This window comes from Arthrobacter sp. efr-133-TYG-120, assembly GCF_030209785.1.
Lineage (GTDB): Bacteria > Actinomycetota > Actinomycetes > Actinomycetales > Micrococcaceae > Arthrobacter.
Window position 1 is genome coordinate 96467 of sequence record NZ_JARVRI010000013.1, and the last position, 20485, is coordinate 116951.

Consider the following 20485-nt stretch of genomic DNA (forward strand, 5'->3'; position numbering starts at 1 on the left):
TCCGGGGCGCTACGCGGCGAAGTAGTCGTTCCAGACGTCCACGCCGAGTTTGACGATCAACGCGCCGACCACGATCAGGAACACAATCCGCACAAACCCGCTGCCCTGTTTCACGGCTGTCCGGGCGCCCAGGTAGCCGCCGGCCATGTTGGACAAGCCCAGCACGGCGCCGACGCCCCACAGCAGTGATCCGTGCGGCAGGAAGAACAACAGGGCACCGGCGTTCGTGGCCATATTGACGATCTTCGCCTTGGCGCTGGCCTCAAGGAAGGCATAGCCCATCGCGGAGACGAGGGCGATCACCAGGAAGGAGCCTGTACCAGGACCTATCAGGCCGTCGTAGAACCCGATCACGCTGCCTATGGCGCAGGCCACCACGTAGTGCGTGTGGCCGTCATGACGCAGAGCGGTCAGCTCGCCTGCATTGGGGCGCAGCGCAGTGAAGAGCGCGACGGCGATGAGGGCCACCACGATGATGGGTTTGAAGACGCTCGACGGAAGGTTGGCCGCCAGGACGGCTCCGCCGAAACTGCCCGCGAGGGCAATCACCGCCATGGGTATGGCCGTCTTGAGGTCAGGGCCAACCCGGCGGTAGTAGGTGACAGCGCTGGTTGTCGTCCCGAAAATAGAGCCCATCTTGTTGGTGGCCAGCGCCTGGACCGGGGTGATCCCCGGAACCAGGAGCAACGCGGGGAGCTGGATCAGTCCCCCGCCGCCCACCACGGCATCGATCCAACCGGCCGCGAATCCAGCGACGACGATCATGACGAGCGTGGTGAGCTGGACCGACTCGAAGCCGGAGATCACTTCTGGCGTACGGCGTTGACCACGTAGTCGGCAGCCTTCTCGACTGCCACGTTCTCTGCCTGGCCGGTGCGACGGTCCTTGATCTCCACAACGCCGTCCACCAAGCCACGGCCCACCGCCACGATGGTGGGGACGCCCACGAGCTCGGCGTCGCCGAACTTCACGCCGGGGGAAACCTTGGGGCGGTCGTCGTAGATCACGTCGAGGCCGGCGGCCTCGAGCTCGGCGGAGAGCTTCTCGGCCGCAGCGAAGATTTCCTCGCCGCGTCCGACGGCGACCACGTGGACGTCCGCGGGGGCCACGGAGCGCGGCCAGATCAAGCCCCGGTCGTCGTTGTTGGCCTCGGCCAGGGCGGCCACGGCACGTGTCACGCCGACACCGTAGGAGCCCATGGTGACCACAACCTGCTTGCCGTTCTGGTCAAGGACCTTCAGGTCGAGGGCCTCGGCATATTTGCGGCCGAGCTGGAAGATGTGTCCCATTTCGATGCCGCGGGCAGTCTCCAAGGGGCCGGAGCCGTCCGGGGCTTCGTCTCCCGCGCGGACCTCGGTGCATTCGATGACGCCATCCCAGGCGAAGTCGCGCCCGGCTACGAGACCGAACACGTGCTTTCCGTCTTCGTTCGCCCCGGTAACCCAGCTGGTACCCGAGACAACCCGGGGGTCAACAAGGAAGAGCAACTTGGACGTTCCTTCGAGCCCGAGAACGGCCTCGCCGAGGACAAGTCCGGGGCCGATGTAGCCCTTGACGAGTTCCGGAATCTTCTTGAGGTCGTCCTCGTTCGCCGCTTCGAGCCCGATTTCGCCGGCAATGGGCAGGAATGAACCGATGTTGGCTTCGACGCGCTTGAGGTCCACGGCGCGGTCACCGGGAACGCCGATGACCACGATCTGGCGTTCGCCCGTGGGCAGCGTGACGGCGAGGACCACGTTCTTGAGGGTGTCGGCGGCAGTCCAGGCGCCGCCGTCGGAATCGCTGCGCGGTGCGAGCTGGTTGGCAGCCGTCACGAGGGTGTCGATCGTGGGCGTGTCCGGGGTGTCCAGGACGCGTGCGGGAGGCACGTTGCTGAAGTCGATCTCGGCCGGGGCCACGGTGGTCACGGCTTCGACGTTGGCGGCGTAGCCGCCCGCCGAGCGCACGAAGGTGTCCTCGCCGATCTCGGTGGGGTGCAGGAACTCCTCGCTCTTGGATCCGCCCATGGCGCCTGCCGTGGCGGCGACGGGGATGACCTCAAGGCCAAGGCGCTCGAAGATTTTCAGGTACGCGGCACGGTGGGCCGCGTAGCTCGCGTCCAGGCCGGCGTCGTCGACGTCGAACGAGTAGGAATCCTTCATGATGAATTCGCGGCCGCGGAGGAGGCCTGCCCGGGGGCGTGCTTCGTCGCGGTACTTGTTCTGGATCTGGTACAGGCTCAGCGGCAGGTCCTTGTACGAGGAGTACAGGTCCTTGACCAGGAGGGTGAACATTTCCTCGTGCGTGGGGGCGAGGAGGTAATCGGCACCCTTGCGGTCCTGGAGGCGGAACAGCCCTTCGCCGTATTCGGTCCAGCGGTTGGTCGCCTCGTACGGTTCGCGGGGCAGCAGTGCCGGGAAGTGGACTTCCTGGGCGCCGATAGCGGCCATTTCCTCGCGGATGATCTGCTCGACCTTGCGCAGGACGCTCAATCCCAAAGGCAGCCACGTGTAGATGCCCGGTGCGGCACGGCGGATATAGCCCGCACGGACCAGGAGTCTGTGGCTTGCGACTTCGGCGTCGACGGGATCTTCACGCAAGGTGCGCAGGAACAGCTGGGAGAGGCGAAGGACCACGGGTCAGAATCCGTTTCTATGGCAAGAGCTGGCAAAAACTACTGTGTACCAATCTACCGGCTTGCGGCCGGGGAACCTGCCGGGGCCGTCCCCCCCGGATCCCTTCCCCGGGTTCTTCGGAAAGCAAAGCCGCCCCGAACGAACATGAGCCACGCCATGGTGCGAGGAAGCCCCTGGCCGCTGGGCGGCTGGTCATCCTGCCATGGCGTGGCTCAGCGGCTGGTCGGCCGCGGGCGTTGTCCTGGAGGCTTAGTCGGACTCGTCGAATGCCTTCGAAAGATCAACGCCTACAGCCATTTGGTTTTGTGTTTCCTCTCTGAAACCGTCCGCGCCCCAGCGACACGGCTGGTTCTGAATTTATGTGATGGTGGACACTTTTTTCAAGGGCTTGGACTAATCAATTCTGGCAACGAACAACGCGGGGTCAGTTAGCGCCCATCCGGAGGTCCGACATGGGCCGTAAGTGACCCCGCGTTGCAGGATCTGTCACCGAGGCTCACAGTTGACGCGCCTGTGTAATGGATTTACCTTTTATTCATCACCTGATGAATAAATCGGAGGCCGCGATGTCCCACAGTCCAGCGGGAAGTCCTGCACCAGGCATGTCCCCTGCGGTCACGGTGGAGGGCCTGCACGTCACGCGCTGCCGCAAGAAGATTCTCCGTGGCGTGGACTTCGCCATGGAACCCGGACGGATCACGGGCCTGCTTGGACCCTCGGGGAGCGGCAAGACAACCCTCATGCGCTGCATCGTCGGCGTCCAGCGGCTGACAGCCGGCAGCGTGGACGTATTGGGCCGTCCAGCAGGTACTCCGTCATTGCGGCACGACGTCGGATACGTCACCCAGGCACCGAGCGTCTACACGGACCTCAGCGTCGAGGCGAACGTGAGGTATTTCGGAGCCATGCACGGCGTCTCGGCGGCCGACACCGCGGAGGCGATTGCCGCCGTCGGGCTCGAATCACTGGCACGGCGGAAAACGGCAGACCTTTCCGGCGGTGAATTCAGCCGGGTCTCGCTGGCCTGCGCGCTCGTCTCGCATCCGAAGCTGCTGGTCCTCGACGAACCGACGGTTGGCTTGGATCCGGTACTGCGTGCCGAGCTGTGGGAACGGTTCGCCGCCTTGGCCAAAGCGGGCACCACCCTGCTGGTGTCCAGCCATGTCATGGAGGAGGCCTCGCACTGTTCCTCGTTGCTCCTGCTCCGCGATGGATTGCTGCTGGCGCAGCTCAGTCCGGCGGAACTGAGCGAGCGGGGACACAGCAACGACCTGGAACAGGCCTTCCTGCACATCATCCAGGAAGCGGGCGCCGCTTCGAGCCACCGGAGTGCCAATGAAAGCCAGGTGGCGTGATGAATCCACGGATGATGTTTGCCACCACCAGGCGGGTCCTGGAACAACTGCGGCACGACCACCGGAGCGTCGCGCTCATCATGGTGGTTCCGGCCCTGCTACTCACGGGCGTCTACTATCTGTTCGAGAACGAAACCCCGCCTCCCGGATTCCCCCGGACCTTTGACCGCGTGGGACTCATGATGCTGGCCATTTTCCCGTTTGTGGTGATGTTCCTGGTCACGTCGATCACGATGTTGCGCGAAAGGACGTCGGGGACGTTGGAACGGCTCCTGACGACGCCCATCCACAAAGCCGATCTCCTGTTCGGCTACGCGTTGGCGTTCTCCATCATGGCGGCCCTGCAGTCCCTTGTGGCAACCGCTGTGGCCTACTGGATCTTCAATCTGGATATCAAGGGCGGTCCCGGTTACGTCGTGATGATTGCCGTCATCAACGCAGTACTCGGTGTTGCGCTCGGCCTGTTGTGCTCGGCCTTTGCGAGGACCGAATTCCAGGCGGTGCAATTCATGCCGGTGGTGGTGATACCGCAGATCCTCTTGTGCGGACTCTTCGTGGCCAGGGACCACATGAACAGCCTCCTGGAGGGCATTTCCAATGTGCTGCCGTTGACGTTTTCGGTCGATGCGCTCCAGCAGATCGCCGACAACACCGAGGCGACGCAGGCCATGTGGCAGGATGCCGGGGTCATGGCGGCGATCGTTGTGGGGGTCTTGGTCCTGGCTTCGTTCACCCTCCGACGGCGGACCTCATGAGCGGCGGCGTGCCTCCCCTGCGGCGGGGACGCCGCAGCGGCGGGAGCGACTCCCGCGAGCTGATCCTCGCTACAGCGCGCCGGCTCTTCGCCGAACACGGCTTCGACGGCACGAGCCTGCGGCAAGTGGCCCGCGAAGCAGAGATGGACCCGGCCATGGTCCACCACTTCTTCAAGGGCAAGGACGAACTCTTCGCCCAGAGCATCGAACTCCCGGCTGATCCCGACGAGGTCCTGGCCGGCGTCGAATCGTTGGCCCCGGCGCAACGCTCCGAAGCAATCGTCCGCGCCGTGTTGCGTCTGTGGGAAAGCCCGGCACAACACGGGCTTGTCGCGTTTGTCAGGGGAACGATCGGCTCCAAGGCCAAGACCGCCTTGCTGCGGGAGATGGTGGCGAGGACCATCCTGTCCAGGATCACAGCGGGTCTTCCCGGTTCCCCTGAGGAGACGAAGATGCGCGGCACCCTTGTTGCCACGCAGGTGGTGGGTCTCATGCTGATGCGCTACGTGGTCCGGCTGGAGCCCCTGGCTTCGGCATCCCAGGACGAGGTAGTGCGGCTTGTGGCCCCGAACGTCCAGCACTACCTCACCGGCGCGCTCACCCCTCCCAACTGACTCGCATTAGACGTCGTTATGAGCCCTCAAAACGACATCTATTGCGAGTTAGTTGGGTTGCCTAGAACGGGGTTGATCAGTACAGCACCGTGGCGAAGGTTCCCAGGCGCTTGAACCCGACCCGCTCGTACGTGGCGCGCGCCCTGGTGTTGTACTCGTTGACGTAGAGGCTGGTGATCGGCGCGAACTGCTGGGCCAGGACAACGACTCCCGCCATGTACCCGGCACTGAGTCCTTGGCCGCGGAACTCGGGGTTCATCCAGACGCCCTGCACTTGGGTGGCCTGAGCGGTGACCGCCCCGAGTTCGGCTTTGAACTTCACTTTCCCGCCGGCGTCGATGTGCACCAGGGAATGGCCTTGCCGGATCAGTCCGGCCACCCTGCGGCTGTAGAAGTCCTCGCTCCCGAGGAAGGGAGAATACCCCACTTCCTCTTCGAACATGGCTGCGCACGCGGGCAGGATACGGTCGAAATCCGCGATGTTTCCGAAGCCGAGCTGCGGATTGGCTTCGATGGCGGGTGGCCCCGAGATGGCCAGAAGTGGCTGGTCGGCGCGTACCTCGTGGGCGAAATGGCCCAGTTGCTCCAAGCGGGAATGCAGCGCCAGTACGGTCTCCGCCGGCCCGAAGATCGAGGCGTACCGGCGTCCTGCCCGGTGCGCAACAGCCGCAACGCGGGAAGCCAGCCCGGGGTCCAGCTGCACCGGAACCAGATTGGCGCCGGCCCAGCAGGCACCCACCAGGGCATCGCCGTCGAACACTCCAAAGACGCTCGCCCCACCGGACGTGGGTGCGGCGCTCCCCGACGAATCGAGATGCGCCAGAATGAAGACATTCGCTACAGGGTCTTCCATCGCGAGCACGCGAAGGGCCCGGGTGTCGGCAGCGCCGAGCACCCGGACGGAAATCCCATCGGCGGCTGTCTCGCTACGAGACGCTAACCACGGGGCTACCCTTGACAGCATCTTCGCCATCGGCCTCCCCCATCTCTTCGGCGATACGCATGGCCTCTTCGATCAGTGTCTCAACAATCTGGCTCTCGGGGACAGTCTTAATGACTTCGCCCTTCACGAAGATCTGGCCCTTGCCGTTTCCGGAGGCCACACCGAGATCGGCTTCACGGGCCTCACCCGGGCCGTTCACCACGCAACCCATGACGGCGACGCGCAACGGAATCTCCATTCCCTCAAGCCCGGCCGTGACCTGCTCAGCCAGCGTGTAGACGTCCACCTGGGCGCGTCCGCATGAAGGGCAGGAGACGATTTCGAGCTTGCGGGGGCGCAGGTTGAGGGACTGCAGGATCTGGTTGCCGACCTTGATTTCCTCGACAGGCGGGGCGGAGAGGGACACGCGGATAGTGTCGCCGATGCCCCTGGACAGGAGCGCCCCGAAGGCCGTCGCGGACTTGATGGTGCCTTGGAAGGCGGGCCCGGCCTCGGTCACGCCGAGGTGCAGCGGCCAGTCGCCCTTTTCGGCAAGCATCTCGTAGGCCGCCACCATGATGACGGGATCGTTGTGCTTGACGGAGATCTTGAAATCGTGGAAGCCGTGTTCCTCGAACAACGACGCTTCCCACACAGCGGACTCGACGAGGGCCTCCGGGGTGGCCTTGCCGTACTTCTTCAGGATGCCGGGCTCCAGGGACCCGGCGTTGACGCCGATCCGGATGGACGTACCGTGATCGCGCGCTGCCGCCGCGATTTCCTTCACTTGGTCATCGAACTTGCGGATGTTGCCCGGATTGACGCGCACCGCGGCGCAACCGGCCTCGATCGCGGCGAAGACATACTTCGGCTGGAAGTGGATGTCCGCGATCACGGGAATCTGGGACTTGCGGGCGATGATCGGCAGTGCCTCGGCGTCGTCCGCGGAGGGGCAAGCGACACGCACGATGTCGCAGCCGGACGCCGTCAGCTCGGCGATCTGCTGCAGGGTGGCGTTGATGTCCGTGGTGGGGGTGGTGGTCATCGATTGCACGCTGATGGGTGAATCGGAGCCCACGCCGACCGAACCCACCTTGATCTGGCGGGTCTTGCGGCGGGGCGCGAGAACGGGGGGCGGGGCTGACGGCATTCCCAGGCTGACCGAGGTCACGTGGACTCCTTGGGTTGAAATGGGTGGATCGTAGGGCCGGGAACCCGGCCGGTCATGCTGCTAGGAAGCGTGGGCGGAGAGCATTCCGATGACGGGGTTCCACTCCGACGTCCGGATGCCTGCAATCCCCCGGACGGCGGCGAACGGATCCTCCTTCAACGTGGCGTTCAGCTCGGCCTCGTCGGCGGCCTCGAGCAGGAGCAGCGCACCCGCCCCGTCGGTGTAAGGGCCGCTCGCCAGCAGGGTTCCCTGCTCGGCGAGGCTGGCGAGCCAGGCGCGGTGGGCGGGGCGGTTCGCGTCGCGCACCTCGGCGGACTCGGCGTCGTAAACGTACTCAACAGCGAAAACAGTCATATGGATAGCCTATCCCCCCAGCCCAATCCGGATCAGCCGAAGAGGTTGACGGGCTTGACGATGTCCGCGTAGATCAGCAGAGCGCTCATGGCCATGAGGACGCTCGCCACGACGTAGGTGAGCGGCAGGAGCTTGGCGATGTCGAAAGCGCCGGGATCCGGTTTGCCGAACAGCTTGGCGAATCGACGCCGGGCTCCCTCGTAGAGCGCGCCCGCCACGTGTCCGCCGTCGAGCGGCAGGAGCGGAACCAGGTTGAAGACGGCGAGGGCGAAGTTCAGTCCGGCGAGGAGCCCCACGAGGGCGCTGACGCGCGATTGCAGCGGAACCTGATCCATGGCAGCCACTTCACCGGCCACCCGGCCAACGCCGACGACGCTGATAGGGCCATTGGGATCGCGCGGTTCGGAGCCGAAAGCCGCTTGCGCTACTCCGACTACCCTGGCGGGGAGGTTGAGGATGACTCCGGCGATCTGCTTGATGTTCTCGCCGGCCATCGGAAGAACGGTCGACGCCGGTTGGGGCACCATGGCGGTTTGCGCACCGATGCCGAGGAACCCGACCTCCTCGTACAGTGGCTTGCCGTCCGAGCCCTTGGCCTGCTGCCCGTTGTCGGCGATGACGGGGCGTGCGGACAGCACCGGGGTAACCTGCGTGGTGACGCTCTTGCCGCCACGGTCCACGGTGATTTGCACGGACTTGCCGGCGGATGCCCGGATCCAGCCGCTCATCTCGGCCCAGCTCGTCACAGGCTTGCCGTCAAAGCTGGTGACAACGTCGTTCGGCTGGAGCTTGGCCACCGCGGCCGGGGTCAGTTGGCAGTTCGGCGAGTTCGGATCGACGGTCTCACCGGCCTTGACTTGGCACTTTGACACCTCGGCGATGGTGGTGGTGGCGGTGGACACTCCGAAGCCCATGAGCAGCACCGCTGTCAGCACCAGGCCGATGAGCAGGTTCATGGCCGGCCCACCCAGCATGATGATGACCTTTTTCCAGACCGGCAGCCTGTAGAAGACCCTGTTCTCGTCGCCGGGGCCCACTTCCTCGTGCGCCGCGGACCGGGCTTCGGTGGCGAGTGTCTGGAACATGCCGGTGCTGGACGGCCTGACGCTGCCATCTTCCTTGTTGGGCGGGTACATGCCGATCATGGCGACGTAGCCGCCCAGCGGGATCGCTTTGACGCCGTATTCGGTCTCGCCTCTCCGCGTGGACCACAGGGTAGGACCGAACCCGATCATGTACTTCGTGACGCGCACCTTGAAGAGCTTGGCGGGAAGCAAGTGCCCCACCTCGTGCAGCGCAATGGAGACGGCCACGCCGATCGCGACGAAGACGACTCCGAGAATGAAGAGAATGACGGGATTCATGCCTTAAGTACTGCTTCCTAAAGGGTGCTGTTGGCTAAACGATCGTGGGTGCGCGTGCGTGCCCACCTCTCAGCATCCAACACCGAGTCCACCGTCAGCTCCAAGGATCCTGAATGTTCGCTGAGGACGGACTCCACCGTGTCCACGATGTCGGTGAAGCGGATCCTCCCGGCGTGGAAGGCTTCCACCGCTTCCTCGTTGGCCGCGTTGAAGACCGCTGGAAACGTGCTCCCCTGCTTCGCGGCGTCCTTGGCCAGTTCCACGGCCGGGAAAGCCACCGAGTCGAGGGGCTCGAACGTCCAACGGGTGGCCTTGGTCCAGTCGCAGGCCTTGGCGGCGCCGGGCACGCGGTCCGGCCACCCGAGGCCGAGGGCGATGGGCAGTCGCATGTCCGGCGGCGAGGCCTGGGCAATGATGGAGCCGTCCACGAACTCCACCATCGAGTGCACTACGGATTGCGGGTGCACCACGACGTCGATCCTGTCCAACGGGACGTCGAACAGCAGGTGCGCTTCGATGACCTCCAGGCCTTTGTTGACGAGGCTGGCCGAGTTGGTGGTGACCATGAGGCCCATGTCCCACGTGGGGTGCGCAAGGGCCTCGGCCGGGGTGACGTTGCGGAGTTGCTCCCGGCTGCGGCCCCGGAAAGGTCCGCCGGACGCCGTCAGGATGAGTTTCCCAACCTCTTTGTCGGTTCCTGCGCGGAGGCATTGGGCGATGGCCGAGTGCTCGGAATCCACGGGCACGATCTGGTCAACGGCGGCAGCGGCCTTCACCAGGGCACCGCCCACGATGAGGGATTCCTTGTTCGCCAAGGCCAGGATGGCGCCCGACTTGAGTGCTGCCAGCGTGGGCGCCAGCCCGATGGACCCCGTGATGCCGTTGAGTACGACGTCCGCTTCGATCGCGGCAATCTTGGTGGACGCATCCGGCCCCGTGATGATCGCCGGATCGTAGTTCCGGAGTCCGGCGGCGGAGGCGGCAGCGCCGATGAGTCTGTGGAGTTCGTGGGCGTCGCCGTAGGCGATGCCGACTGCCTGTGCCTTGGTGTGGACTGCCTGCTGCGCGATGAGTTCCAGGTTCCCGCCACCTGCGCTCAGCGCCACGACCTCAAACAGGTGGGGGGCGGCGTCGACGACGTCAATCGCTTGAGTGCCGATTGAACCAGTGGACCCGAGGAGGATGATCTTGCGCGGCTGCATTGCTTAAGTATCCCGCACCCCAGGCGTAGCGTTGGTTTGTGGACTGGGTCTCGTGGTTCGAGGCGCCGGACTATGAATTCGCCCGGCAGGTGCTCCAGCGCGGCACGGCCGCGCTCTATTTCATCGCGTTCCTGTCCAGCCTCAACCAGTTTCCCGCACTCCTTGGCGAACATGGGCTCCTGCCTGTCCCGAGGTATGTGGACGGCCACAGGGTCTTGCGCAGGCCCAGCCTGTTCCGCTGGAAGTACTCGGACACGTTGCTCCGCGCCGTGTGCGCCGCAGGACTTGCCGTGTCCCTGACACTCGTGGGCGGGCTGCCGCAGCTTGGCCCGCCGTGGCTTCCCTTGGCCGCGTTCCTGGCCTTGTGGTTGCTCTACATGTCGATCGTCAACGTCGGCCAGACCTTCTACGGCTTCGGTTGGGAGATGCTGCTGCTGGAAATGGGCTTCACCGTCGGCTTCCTCGGTTCGGACCAGGTCCCCCCGCCCAGGACCATCCTCGTCCTGCTCGTGTGGTTGCTCTTCAGGCTGGAATTCGGCGCCGGCATGATCAAGATCCATGGCGGAAGCGAGTGGCGTGATTTAACCGCCCTGTACTACCACCACGAAACCCAGCCCATGCCCGGACCGTTGAGCCGCCAGGCGCATCTCCTGCCCAAAGCGATGCACCGCATGGAGGTGCTCGGCAACCACTTCGCCCAGCTGGTGGTGCCGTTCTTCCTGTTCGCCCCGCAGCCGCTGGCCACCATCGCCGCAGGAATTGTGGTCTTCACGCAGCTTTGGCTGGTGGGGAGCGGAAACTTCGCGTGGCTCAATTGGTCCGCGATCGTGCTTGCCTTCGCTGCGGTGAGCGACCCGGTTGCCCATGCTGTGCTGCCTTTCATCCCGCAACGGACCAACCCGGCAGCGGCGGTTCCGCAGACCCCGATGTGGTGGCTCGCCGTCGTGCTCGCGGTGACGGTGCTCCTCCTGGTGCTCAGCTATTGGCCCATCCGCAACCTGCTCTCACGGGGGCAGCTCATGAACGCGAGCTTCAACCGATGGCAGTTGGTCAACACGTACGGGGCGTTCGGCACGGTGACGCGGCACCGCGTGGAAATCGTGGTGGAAGGCACCCAGGCAGACGTTCCCGTCGACGAGGCAGATTGGCGCGAATACGGCTTCAAGGGCAAGCCCGGCGACGTCCGCCGGCTCCCCCGGCAATGGGCGCCCTACCACTTGCGCCTCGACTGGCTGATGTGGTTCCTGCCCTTGCGCACTGTGCACGAGGAATGGTTCTACGCGTTCCTGGGCAAGCTGCTCGACGCCGATCCGCCCACCTTGCGCTTGTTGCGCCAGGACCCGTTCGACGGCGACCGGCCGCGTTGGGTGCGGGCCCGCAGCTTCCTGTACCGCTTCGCCACGAGGGCCGAGTTCCGGGAAACGGGTCAGCGCTGGATCCGGATGGAGCTCTACGAGGTCATCGCCCCGTTGTCGCTGCCGAAGCCACGACGGCGCGGTCAATAGACCCGGGGCGACCCATCAGGAAAGCCGGGCCCTGCGCAGCGTGGATTCGGCGTGTTTCAGGATGGGACCGTCCACCATTTTGCCCTTGTGCTGGAACACACCGGTTCCGGCCGCAGCCGCAGCGTCAAGCAGTTCCCGCGCCACTGCGACGGCTTCGGGCGACGGTGCATAGGCTTCGCGGACAACGGCTACCTGGTTCGGGTGGATGCAGGCCTTGGCACCGAATCCGCTGGCCACGGCGTCGGCGGATTCCACGGCCAGCCCCGCAAGATCGGGAATGTCGACGTAGACCGAGTCGATGGCCTCCTTGCCTGCGGCTTTGGCCGCCAGCAGCACGGTGGACCGGGAGTGCGTTGCGACGGCTCGGTAGCCGCCATCGTCCTTGCGGCTGGAGGTGCCGCCCATCGAGGCGATCAAATCCTCGGCGCCCCACATGAGCCCGACGACGTTGGGAGCCTGGGCGATCTCAGCCGCGTTGACGATTCCCTTGGCCGTCTCGCACAGGGCGATGACGTGGTATCCGTCGAGTGCTTTCAACTGTTCGGCGGTCTCGGCCTTGGCCAGCATGATGGTGCGGTAAGGAGTATGCGCCAGGCAGTGCAGATCCTTCTCGAAGTCCGGGGTGCCCACCGGATTGACGCGCACAATCGTGCGGCTGGGGTCGAGTTCGGCGGTCTCGCCGCCTGAGCCGAGCTGGGCGAGGATCGCGCCCCGGGCCCGCTTCTTGTCTGCGGGCGCGACAGCATCCTCGAGGTCCACGATGACGGCGTCGGAACGCTCAGCGGCCTTTTGGAACCGTTCCGGCCGGTCGGCGGGGCAGAAAAGCAAAGCGGGGCCCATGGTGAAGGTCATGTATTGATTGTCCCCTGTTGCGCCTCCAGATGCGCTGTCCGGCTCCACATGAGGCAGGCCCGCGTCGCCAGCGCCACCACAGTGCCGTCCTGGTTGCGGCCGGTATGTTTCATGGTCACCACGCCTTGCCCGGGACGCGACGACGACTCCCGTTTCCCGATGATGACCGTCTCCGTGTAGAGGGTGTCGCCGTGGTAGAGGGGGTGCGGGAAGGAGACGTCCGTGAGGCCCAGTTGGGCAATGATGGTGCCCTGGGTCAGCTGGGTGACGGACTGTCCCACCATGGTGGACAGCGTGAACATCGAGTTCATGAGCCTCTGCCCGAAGGGCTGTTTGGCGCTCCACGCCGCGTCCAGGTGGAGGGCCTGGGTGTTCATGGTCAACGTGGTGAACAGGACGTTGTCCGTTTCGGTGACGGTCCGCCCGGGCCGGTGGGCGTACACAACGCCTTCCTCGAGTTCGTCGAAGTACATCCCCCGCTGCTCGACCACGCGGGGTTCAGCGTCCGCCGTCATACAGTCAGCTCCTGGTCCTCTTCGAAGAGCTCGACGCCGGTCGCTGCCGCCACGTCCTCGGCCGAGACATTCGGTGCCAGCTCGCGCAGCACGAGCCTCGAGGCCCCGCCCTCGGAGACGACGTCGATCACGGCGAGGTCGGTGATGATCCGGTCCACGCAGCCTTTCCCCGTGACGGGCAACGAGCATTCCTTGACGATCTTGGGCTTGCCGTTGCGGTCCACGTGCTCCATCATCACGATCACCCGCTTGGCGCCGAAGACCAGGTCCATGGCGCCGCCCATGCCCTTGACCATTTTGCCGGGGATCATCCAATTGGCCAGGTCCCCGTTGGCCGCGACCTCCATGGCCCCCAGCACGGCGACATCCACATGGCCCCCGCGGATCATGCCGAACGAGGTAGCCGAGTCAAAGAACGCGGCGCCCGCGTTGACTGTGACCGTTTCCTTGCCGGCGTTGATCAGGTCCGGGTCCACCGCGTCCTCGGCCGGGTAGGGGCCGACGCCCAGTATCCCGTTCTCGGAATGGAGGATCACCTCGACGCCCTCGGGGATGTAGTTGGGGATCAGGGTGGGCATGCCGATCCCGAGGTTGACGTATTGCCCGTTGGTGAGTTCGCGGGCTACGCGGGCGGCGAGTTCGTTCCGCGTCCAGCCCTTGCCCTCGTGGTGCTCGGCGCCGGCGCGGCGGTACTCGTGCCTGACCGCTTCGGGACGCGGCGGCACATCCTGGGTGATGTTCGATTCCATGGCTACGCTCCTGCCTGCCGGGTCAACGCGACGGTCCGCTTTTCGATGCGTTTCTCCGTGTCCGGTGCAACCACGACCCGCTGGACGAAGATGCCCGGGGTGTGGATATGTTGCGGATCGAGTTCGCCGGGTTCCACAAGCTCTTCGACCTCGGCGATGGTGATCCGGGCCGCCATGGCACACAGTGGATTGAAGTTCATAGCCGTCGCGTGGAAGACGAGGTTCCCGTGACGGTCCCCCTTCCAGGCGTGGACCAGTCCGAAATCGGGTGTCAGGGATTCCTCCAGGACATAGTCCGCCCCGTTGAAGGTGCGCACTTCCTTAGGTGAGGATGCGATCGCCACGTTGCCGTCGGCGTCGTACTTTTGCGGCAGACCGCCTTCCGAAACCTGCGTCCCGACGCCGGCCGCCGTGAAGAACGCGGGGATTCCGGCCCCGCCGGCGCGCAGTTTCTCGGCGAGGGTACCTTGCGGGGTGAGGACCACCTCGAGTTCACCGGCGAGGTACTGCCGCGCGAACTCCTTGTTCTCACCAACATAGGAACTGATGGTCCGGCGGATCCGTCCGTCCTTCAGCAGGATGCCCAGGCCCCAGTCGTCCACGCCGCAGTTGTTGCTGACTGTTTCAAGGTCCTTGGTGCCTTGATGGTGGAGCGCATCGATCAGCGCCACCGGGATACCGCACAGGCCGAACCCGCCGACGGCGAGAGAGGCACCGTCGTGGATGTCCTTCACCGCTTCCGCGGCGCTGGCAACAACTTTGTCGATCATCGTTTACCTTCCCTGACGGTTAAAGGCCCAGCTCGCGGGCGATGAGCATCAACTGGACCTCGGTGGTGCCTTCCCCGACTTCCAGGATCTTGGAGTCGCGGTAGTGCCGTGCCACCGTGAATTCGTTGATGAAGCCATAGCCACCGAACACCTGGGTGGCGTCCCGTGCGTTGTCCATGGCTGCCTCGCCTGCGACCATCTTAGCGATGGCCGCTTCGGTCTTGAACGGCTTGCCGGCCAGCATCCTCGCGGCCGCATCGTAGTAGGCCAGGCGGGCTGTGTGGGCCCGTGCCTGCATGCGGGCGATCTTGAACTGGATGGCCTGGTACTTGCCGATGTTCTGTCCGAAGGCCACGCGTTCCTTGGCGTATTTCACGGACAAGTCGACGCAGCCCTGGGCCGCTCCGGTGGCAAGCGCGGCGATGGCGATGCGGCCTTCGTCCAGGATGGACAGGAAGTTGGCGTAGCCCCGTCCCCGGACACCGAGCAGGTTCTCTTCGGGAACCCGCACGTTGTTCAGTGTCAGCGGGTGGGTGTCGGAGGCGTTCCAGCCCACCTTGTTGTAGGCCTTTTCGGCGGTGAAACCGGGTGTGTCGGTGGGAACCAGGATGGTGGAGATTTCCTTCTTGATGCTCCCGTCCTTGCGTTCGTGCTGCCCGGTGACGGCGGTGACGGTGACGAGCCGGGTGATGTCGGTCCCGGAGTTGGTGATGAATTCCTTGTTGCCGTTGATGACCCAGCGGCCGTCCTCGAGGTGCGCGTTCGTCTTGGTGCCACCGGCGTCCGAGCCGGCTTCCGGCTCGGTCAGACCGAAGCCTGCGAGCGCTTCGGCCGAGGTCAGCTGGGGCAGCCAGTGTTCCTTCTGCTCCTGGGTGCCGAAGCGGTACACGGGCATGGCGCCGAGCGAGACACCCGCCTCGAGGGTGATGGCCACGGACTGGTCCACCCGGCCCAGCTGTTCCAGCGCGAGCGCCAGGGCGAAGTAGTCCCCGCCCATTCCGCCGAACTCTTCAGGGAAGGGCAGGCCGAAAAGACCCATCTCACCCATCTGCTTGACTACCTCGTACGGGAAGCTGTGTTCCTCGTCGTGCTTGGTGGACACAGGGGCCACTACCTCGTCGGCGAATTCCCGGACGGAGTCGCTCAGGTCCTGGTATTCCTCGGTGAGTTCAAAACTTGCCATGGCTAGACTTCCTCGTCTTTCTGGTTTTCTGCTGAGACTTCTGGGGCGGGCTCCGCCGCCACGTGGATGGTGGCGAGGACTTGGTCAGCCTTGACGAGGTCCCCGGTCTTGCTGCTGAGGTGCACCGTGCCGGACACAGAGGCCACGAGCTGGTGTTCCATCTTCATGGCCTCTACTGCGAGGAGGACGTCGCCCGCTTCCACGTGGTCGCCGTTGTGCACCGAAACGGAGACGACGGTTCCCGGCATGGGAGACCGGACTTCGGGATCCGCGGCGCCTTCTTCGCGCTGGATGCCCGCGAGGATGCGTTGGAGCCGGGCTTCGCGGTCCAGGATCTCCAGCCGGCAGGACCAGCCGTCGCTGCCCAGCCAGAGTTCGCGTGTCCCAAGCTCCGAAGATGGTGAGCCGTGCGCGAAAGGGTGCTCGACGCCGTCGAGCACCAGCACCGCATGTCCCGAGGGTCCCGGCCGCATGACGGCAGAGTGCTCGACGCCGCTGTCCACGCGGGCGGTGAAGCCTGGCCCGTTCACTGTCAATCCCACGGTGGCCAGTCCGCCGTCGGGACGTCCGACTGTGGTCTTCCACGGTGCGGGCGCGCCGACGCGCCAGCCGTCGGCGGCGTTCCAGGGTGCTGCCGTTCCGGCAGGAGCCAAGACCTGACGGTTCAGCATCGCGGCGGCAACCAACTCGACGTCGGACAATTGGCGGAATTCCATCCCGTCAAGTTTGCGCTCGATCAAGCCGGTGTCGAGGCGGCCGGCGCGGACGTCGTCGTCGTTGACCAGGAGCCGCAAGTACTCGACGTTCGTGTGCACGCCCAGCAGCGTGTAGTCCCCCAGCGCGTGGTCAAGGGTGTCCAGCGCCGCTTTGCGGTCCGGACCCCAGGCAATGACCTTGGCGAGCATGGGGTCGTAGTCCCCGCTGACGGACAGGCCCGTCAGCATGGCCGAATCGACGCGGACGTTCGGATCGTTGCTTGCCCGTTCCCGGAGCATCACGATCTCGCCGATGGATGGCATGAACCCTCGTTCGGGCACCTCCGCGTAGACGCGCGCCTCTACCGCGTGGCCCTCAAGCACGACGTCGGACTGCGCCACCGTGAGGACCTCCCCTGCGGCGATGCGTACTTGCCATTCGACAAGGTCGACGCCTGTCACCATTTCCGTGACAGGGTGCTCCACCTGGAGGCGGGTGTTCATCTCCATGAAGAAGAAGTGCTCCGGATCCTGGTCCGAGACGAGGAACTCCACCGTACCGGCACCGCTGTACCTGACGCTACGGGCAGCCTGGCAGGCGGCCTCACCGATCCGCGCCCGGACCTCGGCCCCATTCGCGAGGGACTCCAGCAGGGGGGACGGTGCTTCCTCGATGACCTTCTGGTGGCGGCGCTGCAGGGAACATTCGCGCTCGCCGAGGTGGATCACGTTGCCGTGGTTGTCGGCGAGGACCTGGACTTCGATGTGCCGGGGCGACTGGATAAGACGTTCCAGGAACAGGGTGTCGTCGCCGAAGGCGCTCGCCGCCACCCGTCGGGCCGTGAGCAGCGTTGCCGCCATATCCTCGAGCCGCTCCACGATGTGCATGCCCTTGCCACCGCCACCAGCCGAGGGCTTGATGAGCAGGGGGAAGCCGACGCCGGGCGCCGCCTCGATGAGCGCCTCGTCGCTCAATCCCGGTTCGGCGATACCCGGGACGCAGGGGACGCCGTACGACATGACGTGGTTCTTGGAGCGGATCTTGTCGCCCATGATCTCGATGGCGTCAATGCCGGGGCCGATGAACGCGATGCCTGCCGCGTCCAGGGCCTTGGCAAACTCAACGTTTTCGGCCAGGAATCCATACCCCGGGTGGACCGCCTGGGCACCGCTTTGCAGGCAGGCCTCGATGATGGCGTCGATCCGCAGGTAGCTGTCCGCCGCCGCGGCTGTGCCGATCCGGACGGCCGTGTCTGCTTCGCGCACGTGGCGGGCCCCGGCGTCGGCGTCTGAATAGACCGCAACGGAACGGATGCCCATGGCCTTGAGGGTGCGGATGACGCGGCAGGCGATCTCGCCGCGGTTGGCGACAAGGACGGTTTCGAAGGAGTTGATGGTCATGGGGTCACATCCGGAAGAGGCCGAAGGAGGTTTCCGGCAGGGGTTGGCGGGAGACGGTATCCAAGGCCATGCCCAGGACGCGCCGGGTGTCTGCGGGGTCGATGATGCCGTCGTCCCAGAGCCGGGCGGTGGAGTAGTAGGGGCTGCCTTGGTCCTCGTATTGCTGCCTGATGGGGGCCTTGAAGGCTTCCTCGTCCTCGGCGGACCATTCCTCGCCGCGGGCCTCGTACTGGTCGCGCTTGACGGTGGCGAGCACGCTGGAGGCCTGGTTCCCGCCCATCACCGAGATCCGGGACGCCGGCCACATCCAGAGGAAGCGCGGCGAGTAGGCGCGGCCGCACATCGAGTAGTTTCCGGCACCGAAGGAACCGCCGATCACCACCGTCAGCTTGGGCACGCGGGCGGTGGCGACGGCGGTGACCATCTTGGCGCCGTTCTTGGCGATGCCGCCCTGCTCGACGTCCTTGCCGACCATGAAGCCGGAGAGGTTCTGCAGGAAAACCAAGGGGATGCCGCGCTGGTCGCACAACTCGATGAAGTGCGCGCCCTTGAGGGAGGACTCGCTGAACAACACACCGTTGTTCGCCACGATGCCCACAGGGTGGCCGTGCAGCTTCGCGAACCCCGTCACCAAGGTGGTGCCGTAGTTCTTCTTGAACTCGTGGAACCTCGAGCCGTCCACGAGCCGGGCGATGACTTCCCGGACATCGTACTGGGCGTTGACGTCCGTTGGAACGGCACCATAGATCTCGCCCGGGTCCACCACGGGCTCGACGGCGGTGTCCACGTCCCAGGCAGGGGCCTCAGGCTTGGGCAGGGTGGAGACGATGTCGCGGACGATCTGCAGGGCGTGCTCGTCGTTTTCGGCGAGGTGGTCCGTCACACCGGAAATCCGCGAGTGCACGTCGCCGCCGCCGAGTTCCTCCGCGGTGACGATTTCACCGATGGCGGCCTTCACCAGCGGCGGGCCGCCCAGGAAAATGGTGCCCTGGTTGCGGACAATGACGGTTTCGTCGCTCATGGCGGGAACGTAAGCGCCACCGGCCGTGCAGGACCCCATGACCGAGGCGATCTGCGGGATCTTCGCCGCTGACATCCTCGCCTGGTTGAAGAAGATCCGGCCAAAGTGCTCCTTGTCCGGGAACACCTCGTCCTGCTTGGGCAGGAACGCTCCCCCGGAGTCCACGAGGTAGACGCACGGCAGCCTGTTCTCCAGCGCGATTTCCTGTGCCCGGAGATGCTTCTTCACCGTCATCGGGTAATACGTTCCGCCCTTGACCGTGGCGTCGTTGGACACCACCATCACCTGGCGGCCATGGACCAAGCCGATCCCCGCGATCACTCCGGCACCCGGGGAGTCGTCGTTGTACATCCCGTTGGCCGCCAGCGGGGCGATCTCCAGGAACGGGCTTCCCTCGTCCAGCAAGTAGTTGATGCGCTCGCGCGGCAACAGCTTGCCCCGGGAGATGTGCCGCTCACGCGACTTCTCCGGGCCACCCAGGGCGGCCACCGCTAGGCGCTTCTTCAGCTCGTAAACCAGGGACAGCTGCGCTTCCGCGTTGGCCGCGAACTGATCGCTGCTGGTATCCAGCTGGCTGGCGAGTGTCTCCATCGACTGTGTCCCATCCCGGCCAATGGCCATCTCAGTTAGTACCGCATAACTGGAATTTAGGTTAGTCTCTATTAACTGTGTTGTCCATCACCCCGACACGGGGCCCGCCCGGTACCGGCGCTGAAGTGGACGCGTGCAAAAGGAGGAATTGTGGTCACCTTCCAGCGGAGCTCCCAGCAGGACGGCCCAGCACCGACCCAGCGGAGCCAAGCCAAGGAAACACGGCGCAAGGCCCTCCTGACCGCCGCAGCCGGGTTGTTCGCCGCCGATGGTTTCAACCGCGTGTCCCTTGAGGACCTGGGGGCCGCGGCAGGAGTCAGCGGACCTGCGGTGTACCGGCACTTCCCCGGAAAACAAGCCGTGCTCGCCGAGCTGCTGTTGAGTGTGAGCCGGAATCTGCTCGACGGCGGCCGCACCGTGGTGTCCGAAGCCGCCGACGCTGAAGCTGCGTTGCGCGGACTGGTGGAGTTCCACGTGGACTTCGCCCTCAGCAATCCCGATGTCATCCGGGTCCAGGACCGCGACTTCAGCAACCTCAGCGACGCCGACCAGGCCGAAGTCCGCACACTGCAGCGCAACTATGTGGAACTGTGGGTGGGGGTGCTCGGCGAACTGCATCCGGACACGGATCCTGCCGAGCTCCGGGTCCGCGCGCACGCAGCCTTCGGCCTCATCAACTCGACGCCGCACTCGGTCCGGCACCATGGTCGACGCATGGCGGTCAAAAGCGCGCGGCCCATCCTCGAACGCATGGCACTCGCCGCCCTGACGGTGCGCTAACCTTCCGCTAGCAAGGCCCAACTAACTCCCCACCGCCACCCTTGCCTCGCAAGCTCGGCCAGGGAACCCTG

19 protein-coding genes are annotated in these 20485 nt (G+C 65.2%); 5 read left to right on the forward strand and 14 right to left on the reverse strand.

What is annotated here, in order from left to right; genetic code table 11:
* Positions 1–9: 9 nt before the first annotated feature.
* Together QRN51_RS07925 and QRN51_RS07930 are read right to left on the reverse strand one after the other, a co-directional pair.
* Entirely contained in the window at positions 10–807 is a 798-nt protein-coding gene (locus QRN51_RS07925; RefSeq protein WP_284989361.1) for a sulfite exporter TauE/SafE family protein, read from the reverse strand.
* The gene (locus QRN51_RS07930; protein WP_284989362.1) at positions 804–2615 is read right to left on the reverse strand and encodes a proline--tRNA ligase; all 1812 of its coding nucleotides are present in this window, start codon (positions 2613–2615) and stop codon (positions 804–806) included. The genes QRN51_RS07925 and QRN51_RS07930 overlap by 4 nt, the downstream gene beginning before the upstream one ends.
* A gap of 602 nt (positions 2616–3217) precedes the next feature.
* On the opposite strand from QRN51_RS07930, the gene QRN51_RS07935 reads away from it, so the two are divergent.
* From QRN51_RS07935 to QRN51_RS07945, 3 genes are read left to right on the forward strand one after another with little or no spacing between them, the layout of a single operon-like run.
* A complete protein-coding gene (locus QRN51_RS07935) occupies positions 3218–3970 on the forward strand; it encodes an ABC transporter ATP-binding protein (protein ID WP_284989395.1) in 753 nt (250 codons plus the stop codon).
* An 11-nt stretch (positions 3971–3981) separates the two neighbouring features.
* Positions 3982–4725 carry an ABC transporter permease gene (locus QRN51_RS07940; RefSeq protein ID WP_284989396.1) on the forward strand — a complete coding sequence of 248 codons (744 nt, stop codon included), beginning with the start codon at positions 3982–3984 and terminating at the stop codon, positions 4723–4725.
* On the forward strand, positions 4722–5339 hold the full coding sequence (locus QRN51_RS07945) for a TetR/AcrR family transcriptional regulator (RefSeq protein ID WP_284989363.1): 618 nt from the start codon (positions 4722–4724) through the stop codon (positions 5337–5339). The genes QRN51_RS07940 and QRN51_RS07945 overlap by 4 nt, the downstream gene beginning before the upstream one ends.
* A gap of 76 nt (positions 5340–5415) precedes the next feature.
* Here QRN51_RS07945 and QRN51_RS07950 read toward each other — a convergent pair whose 3' ends face one another.
* From QRN51_RS07950 to dxr, 5 genes are read right to left on the reverse strand one after another with little or no spacing between them, the layout of a single operon-like run.
* Entirely contained in the window at positions 5416–6303 is an 888-nt protein-coding gene (locus tag QRN51_RS07950; protein WP_284989397.1) for a GNAT family N-acetyltransferase, read from the reverse strand.
* Positions 6266–7432 carry a flavodoxin-dependent (E)-4-hydroxy-3-methylbut-2-enyl-diphosphate synthase gene (gene ispG / locus QRN51_RS07955; RefSeq protein WP_013600504.1) on the reverse strand — a complete coding sequence of 389 codons (1167 nt, stop codon included), beginning with the start codon at positions 7430–7432 and terminating at the stop codon, positions 6266–6268. Before ispG ends, QRN51_RS07950 begins: the two co-directional genes overlap by 38 nt.
* A gap of 60 nt (positions 7433–7492) precedes the next feature.
* Positions 7493–7786 carry a YciI family protein gene (locus tag QRN51_RS07960; protein WP_284989364.1) on the reverse strand — a complete coding sequence of 98 codons (294 nt, stop codon included), beginning with the start codon at positions 7784–7786 and terminating at the stop codon, positions 7493–7495.
* Between the two features lie 32 nt (positions 7787–7818).
* The gene (locus QRN51_RS07965; RefSeq protein WP_284989365.1) at positions 7819–9150 is read right to left on the reverse strand and encodes a M50 family metallopeptidase; all 1332 of its coding nucleotides are present in this window, start codon (positions 9148–9150) and stop codon (positions 7819–7821) included.
* 17 nt (positions 9151–9167) lie between these two features.
* The gene (gene dxr, locus QRN51_RS07970; RefSeq protein WP_284989366.1) at positions 9168–10352 is read right to left on the reverse strand and encodes a 1-deoxy-D-xylulose-5-phosphate reductoisomerase; all 1185 of its coding nucleotides are present in this window, start codon (positions 10350–10352) and stop codon (positions 9168–9170) included.
* A gap of 38 nt (positions 10353–10390) precedes the next feature.
* Between dxr and QRN51_RS07975 the strand changes: the two genes are divergently transcribed.
* Positions 10391–11857 (forward strand): lipase maturation factor family protein, encoded by a 1467-nt coding sequence (locus QRN51_RS07975; protein ID WP_284989367.1) that lies wholly within the window; start codon positions 10391–10393, stop codon positions 11855–11857.
* Positions 11858–11872: 15 nt separating this feature from the next.
* Here the strand turns inward: QRN51_RS07975 and QRN51_RS07980 are convergent, their stop codons facing one another.
* From QRN51_RS07980 to QRN51_RS08010, 7 genes are read right to left on the reverse strand one after another with little or no spacing between them, the layout of a single operon-like run.
* Positions 11873–12709 (reverse strand): HpcH/HpaI aldolase/citrate lyase family protein, encoded by an 837-nt coding sequence (locus QRN51_RS07980; protein WP_284989368.1) that lies wholly within the window; start codon positions 12707–12709, stop codon positions 11873–11875.
* Positions 12706–13224: a MaoC family dehydratase gene (locus tag QRN51_RS07985; protein WP_059387831.1), complete on the reverse strand. Its 519-nt coding sequence runs from the start codon at positions 13222–13224 to the stop codon at positions 12706–12708. Before QRN51_RS07985 ends, QRN51_RS07980 begins: the two co-directional genes overlap by 4 nt.
* Positions 13221–13973: a CoA transferase subunit B gene (locus QRN51_RS07990; RefSeq protein ID WP_284989369.1), complete on the reverse strand. Its 753-nt coding sequence runs from the start codon at positions 13971–13973 to the stop codon at positions 13221–13223. The genes QRN51_RS07985 and QRN51_RS07990 overlap by 4 nt, the downstream gene beginning before the upstream one ends.
* A gap of 2 nt (positions 13974–13975) precedes the next feature.
* A complete protein-coding gene (locus QRN51_RS07995) occupies positions 13976–14743 on the reverse strand; it encodes a CoA transferase subunit A (RefSeq protein WP_284989370.1) in 768 nt (255 codons plus the stop codon).
* 19 nt (positions 14744–14762) lie between these two features.
* On the reverse strand, positions 14763–15926 hold the full coding sequence (locus tag QRN51_RS08000) for an acyl-CoA dehydrogenase family protein (protein ID WP_234753077.1): 1164 nt from the start codon (positions 15924–15926) through the stop codon (positions 14763–14765).
* Between the two features lie 2 nt (positions 15927–15928).
* Positions 15929–18022: an acetyl/propionyl/methylcrotonyl-CoA carboxylase subunit alpha gene (locus tag QRN51_RS08005; protein ID WP_284989371.1), complete on the reverse strand. Its 2094-nt coding sequence runs from the start codon at positions 18020–18022 to the stop codon at positions 15929–15931.
* Between the two features lie 4 nt (positions 18023–18026).
* The gene (locus QRN51_RS08010) at positions 18027–19634 is read right to left on the reverse strand and encodes a carboxyl transferase domain-containing protein (protein WP_284989372.1); all 1608 of its coding nucleotides are present in this window, start codon (positions 19632–19634) and stop codon (positions 18027–18029) included.
* A gap of 150 nt (positions 19635–19784) precedes the next feature.
* Between QRN51_RS08010 and QRN51_RS08015 the strand changes: the two genes are divergently transcribed.
* Positions 19785–20414, forward strand: a complete 630-nt coding sequence (locus QRN51_RS08015; protein WP_059387833.1) for an SACE_7040 family transcriptional regulator — start codon at positions 19785–19787, stop codon at positions 20412–20414.
* The last annotated feature ends 71 nt before the right edge of the window (positions 20415–20485 follow it).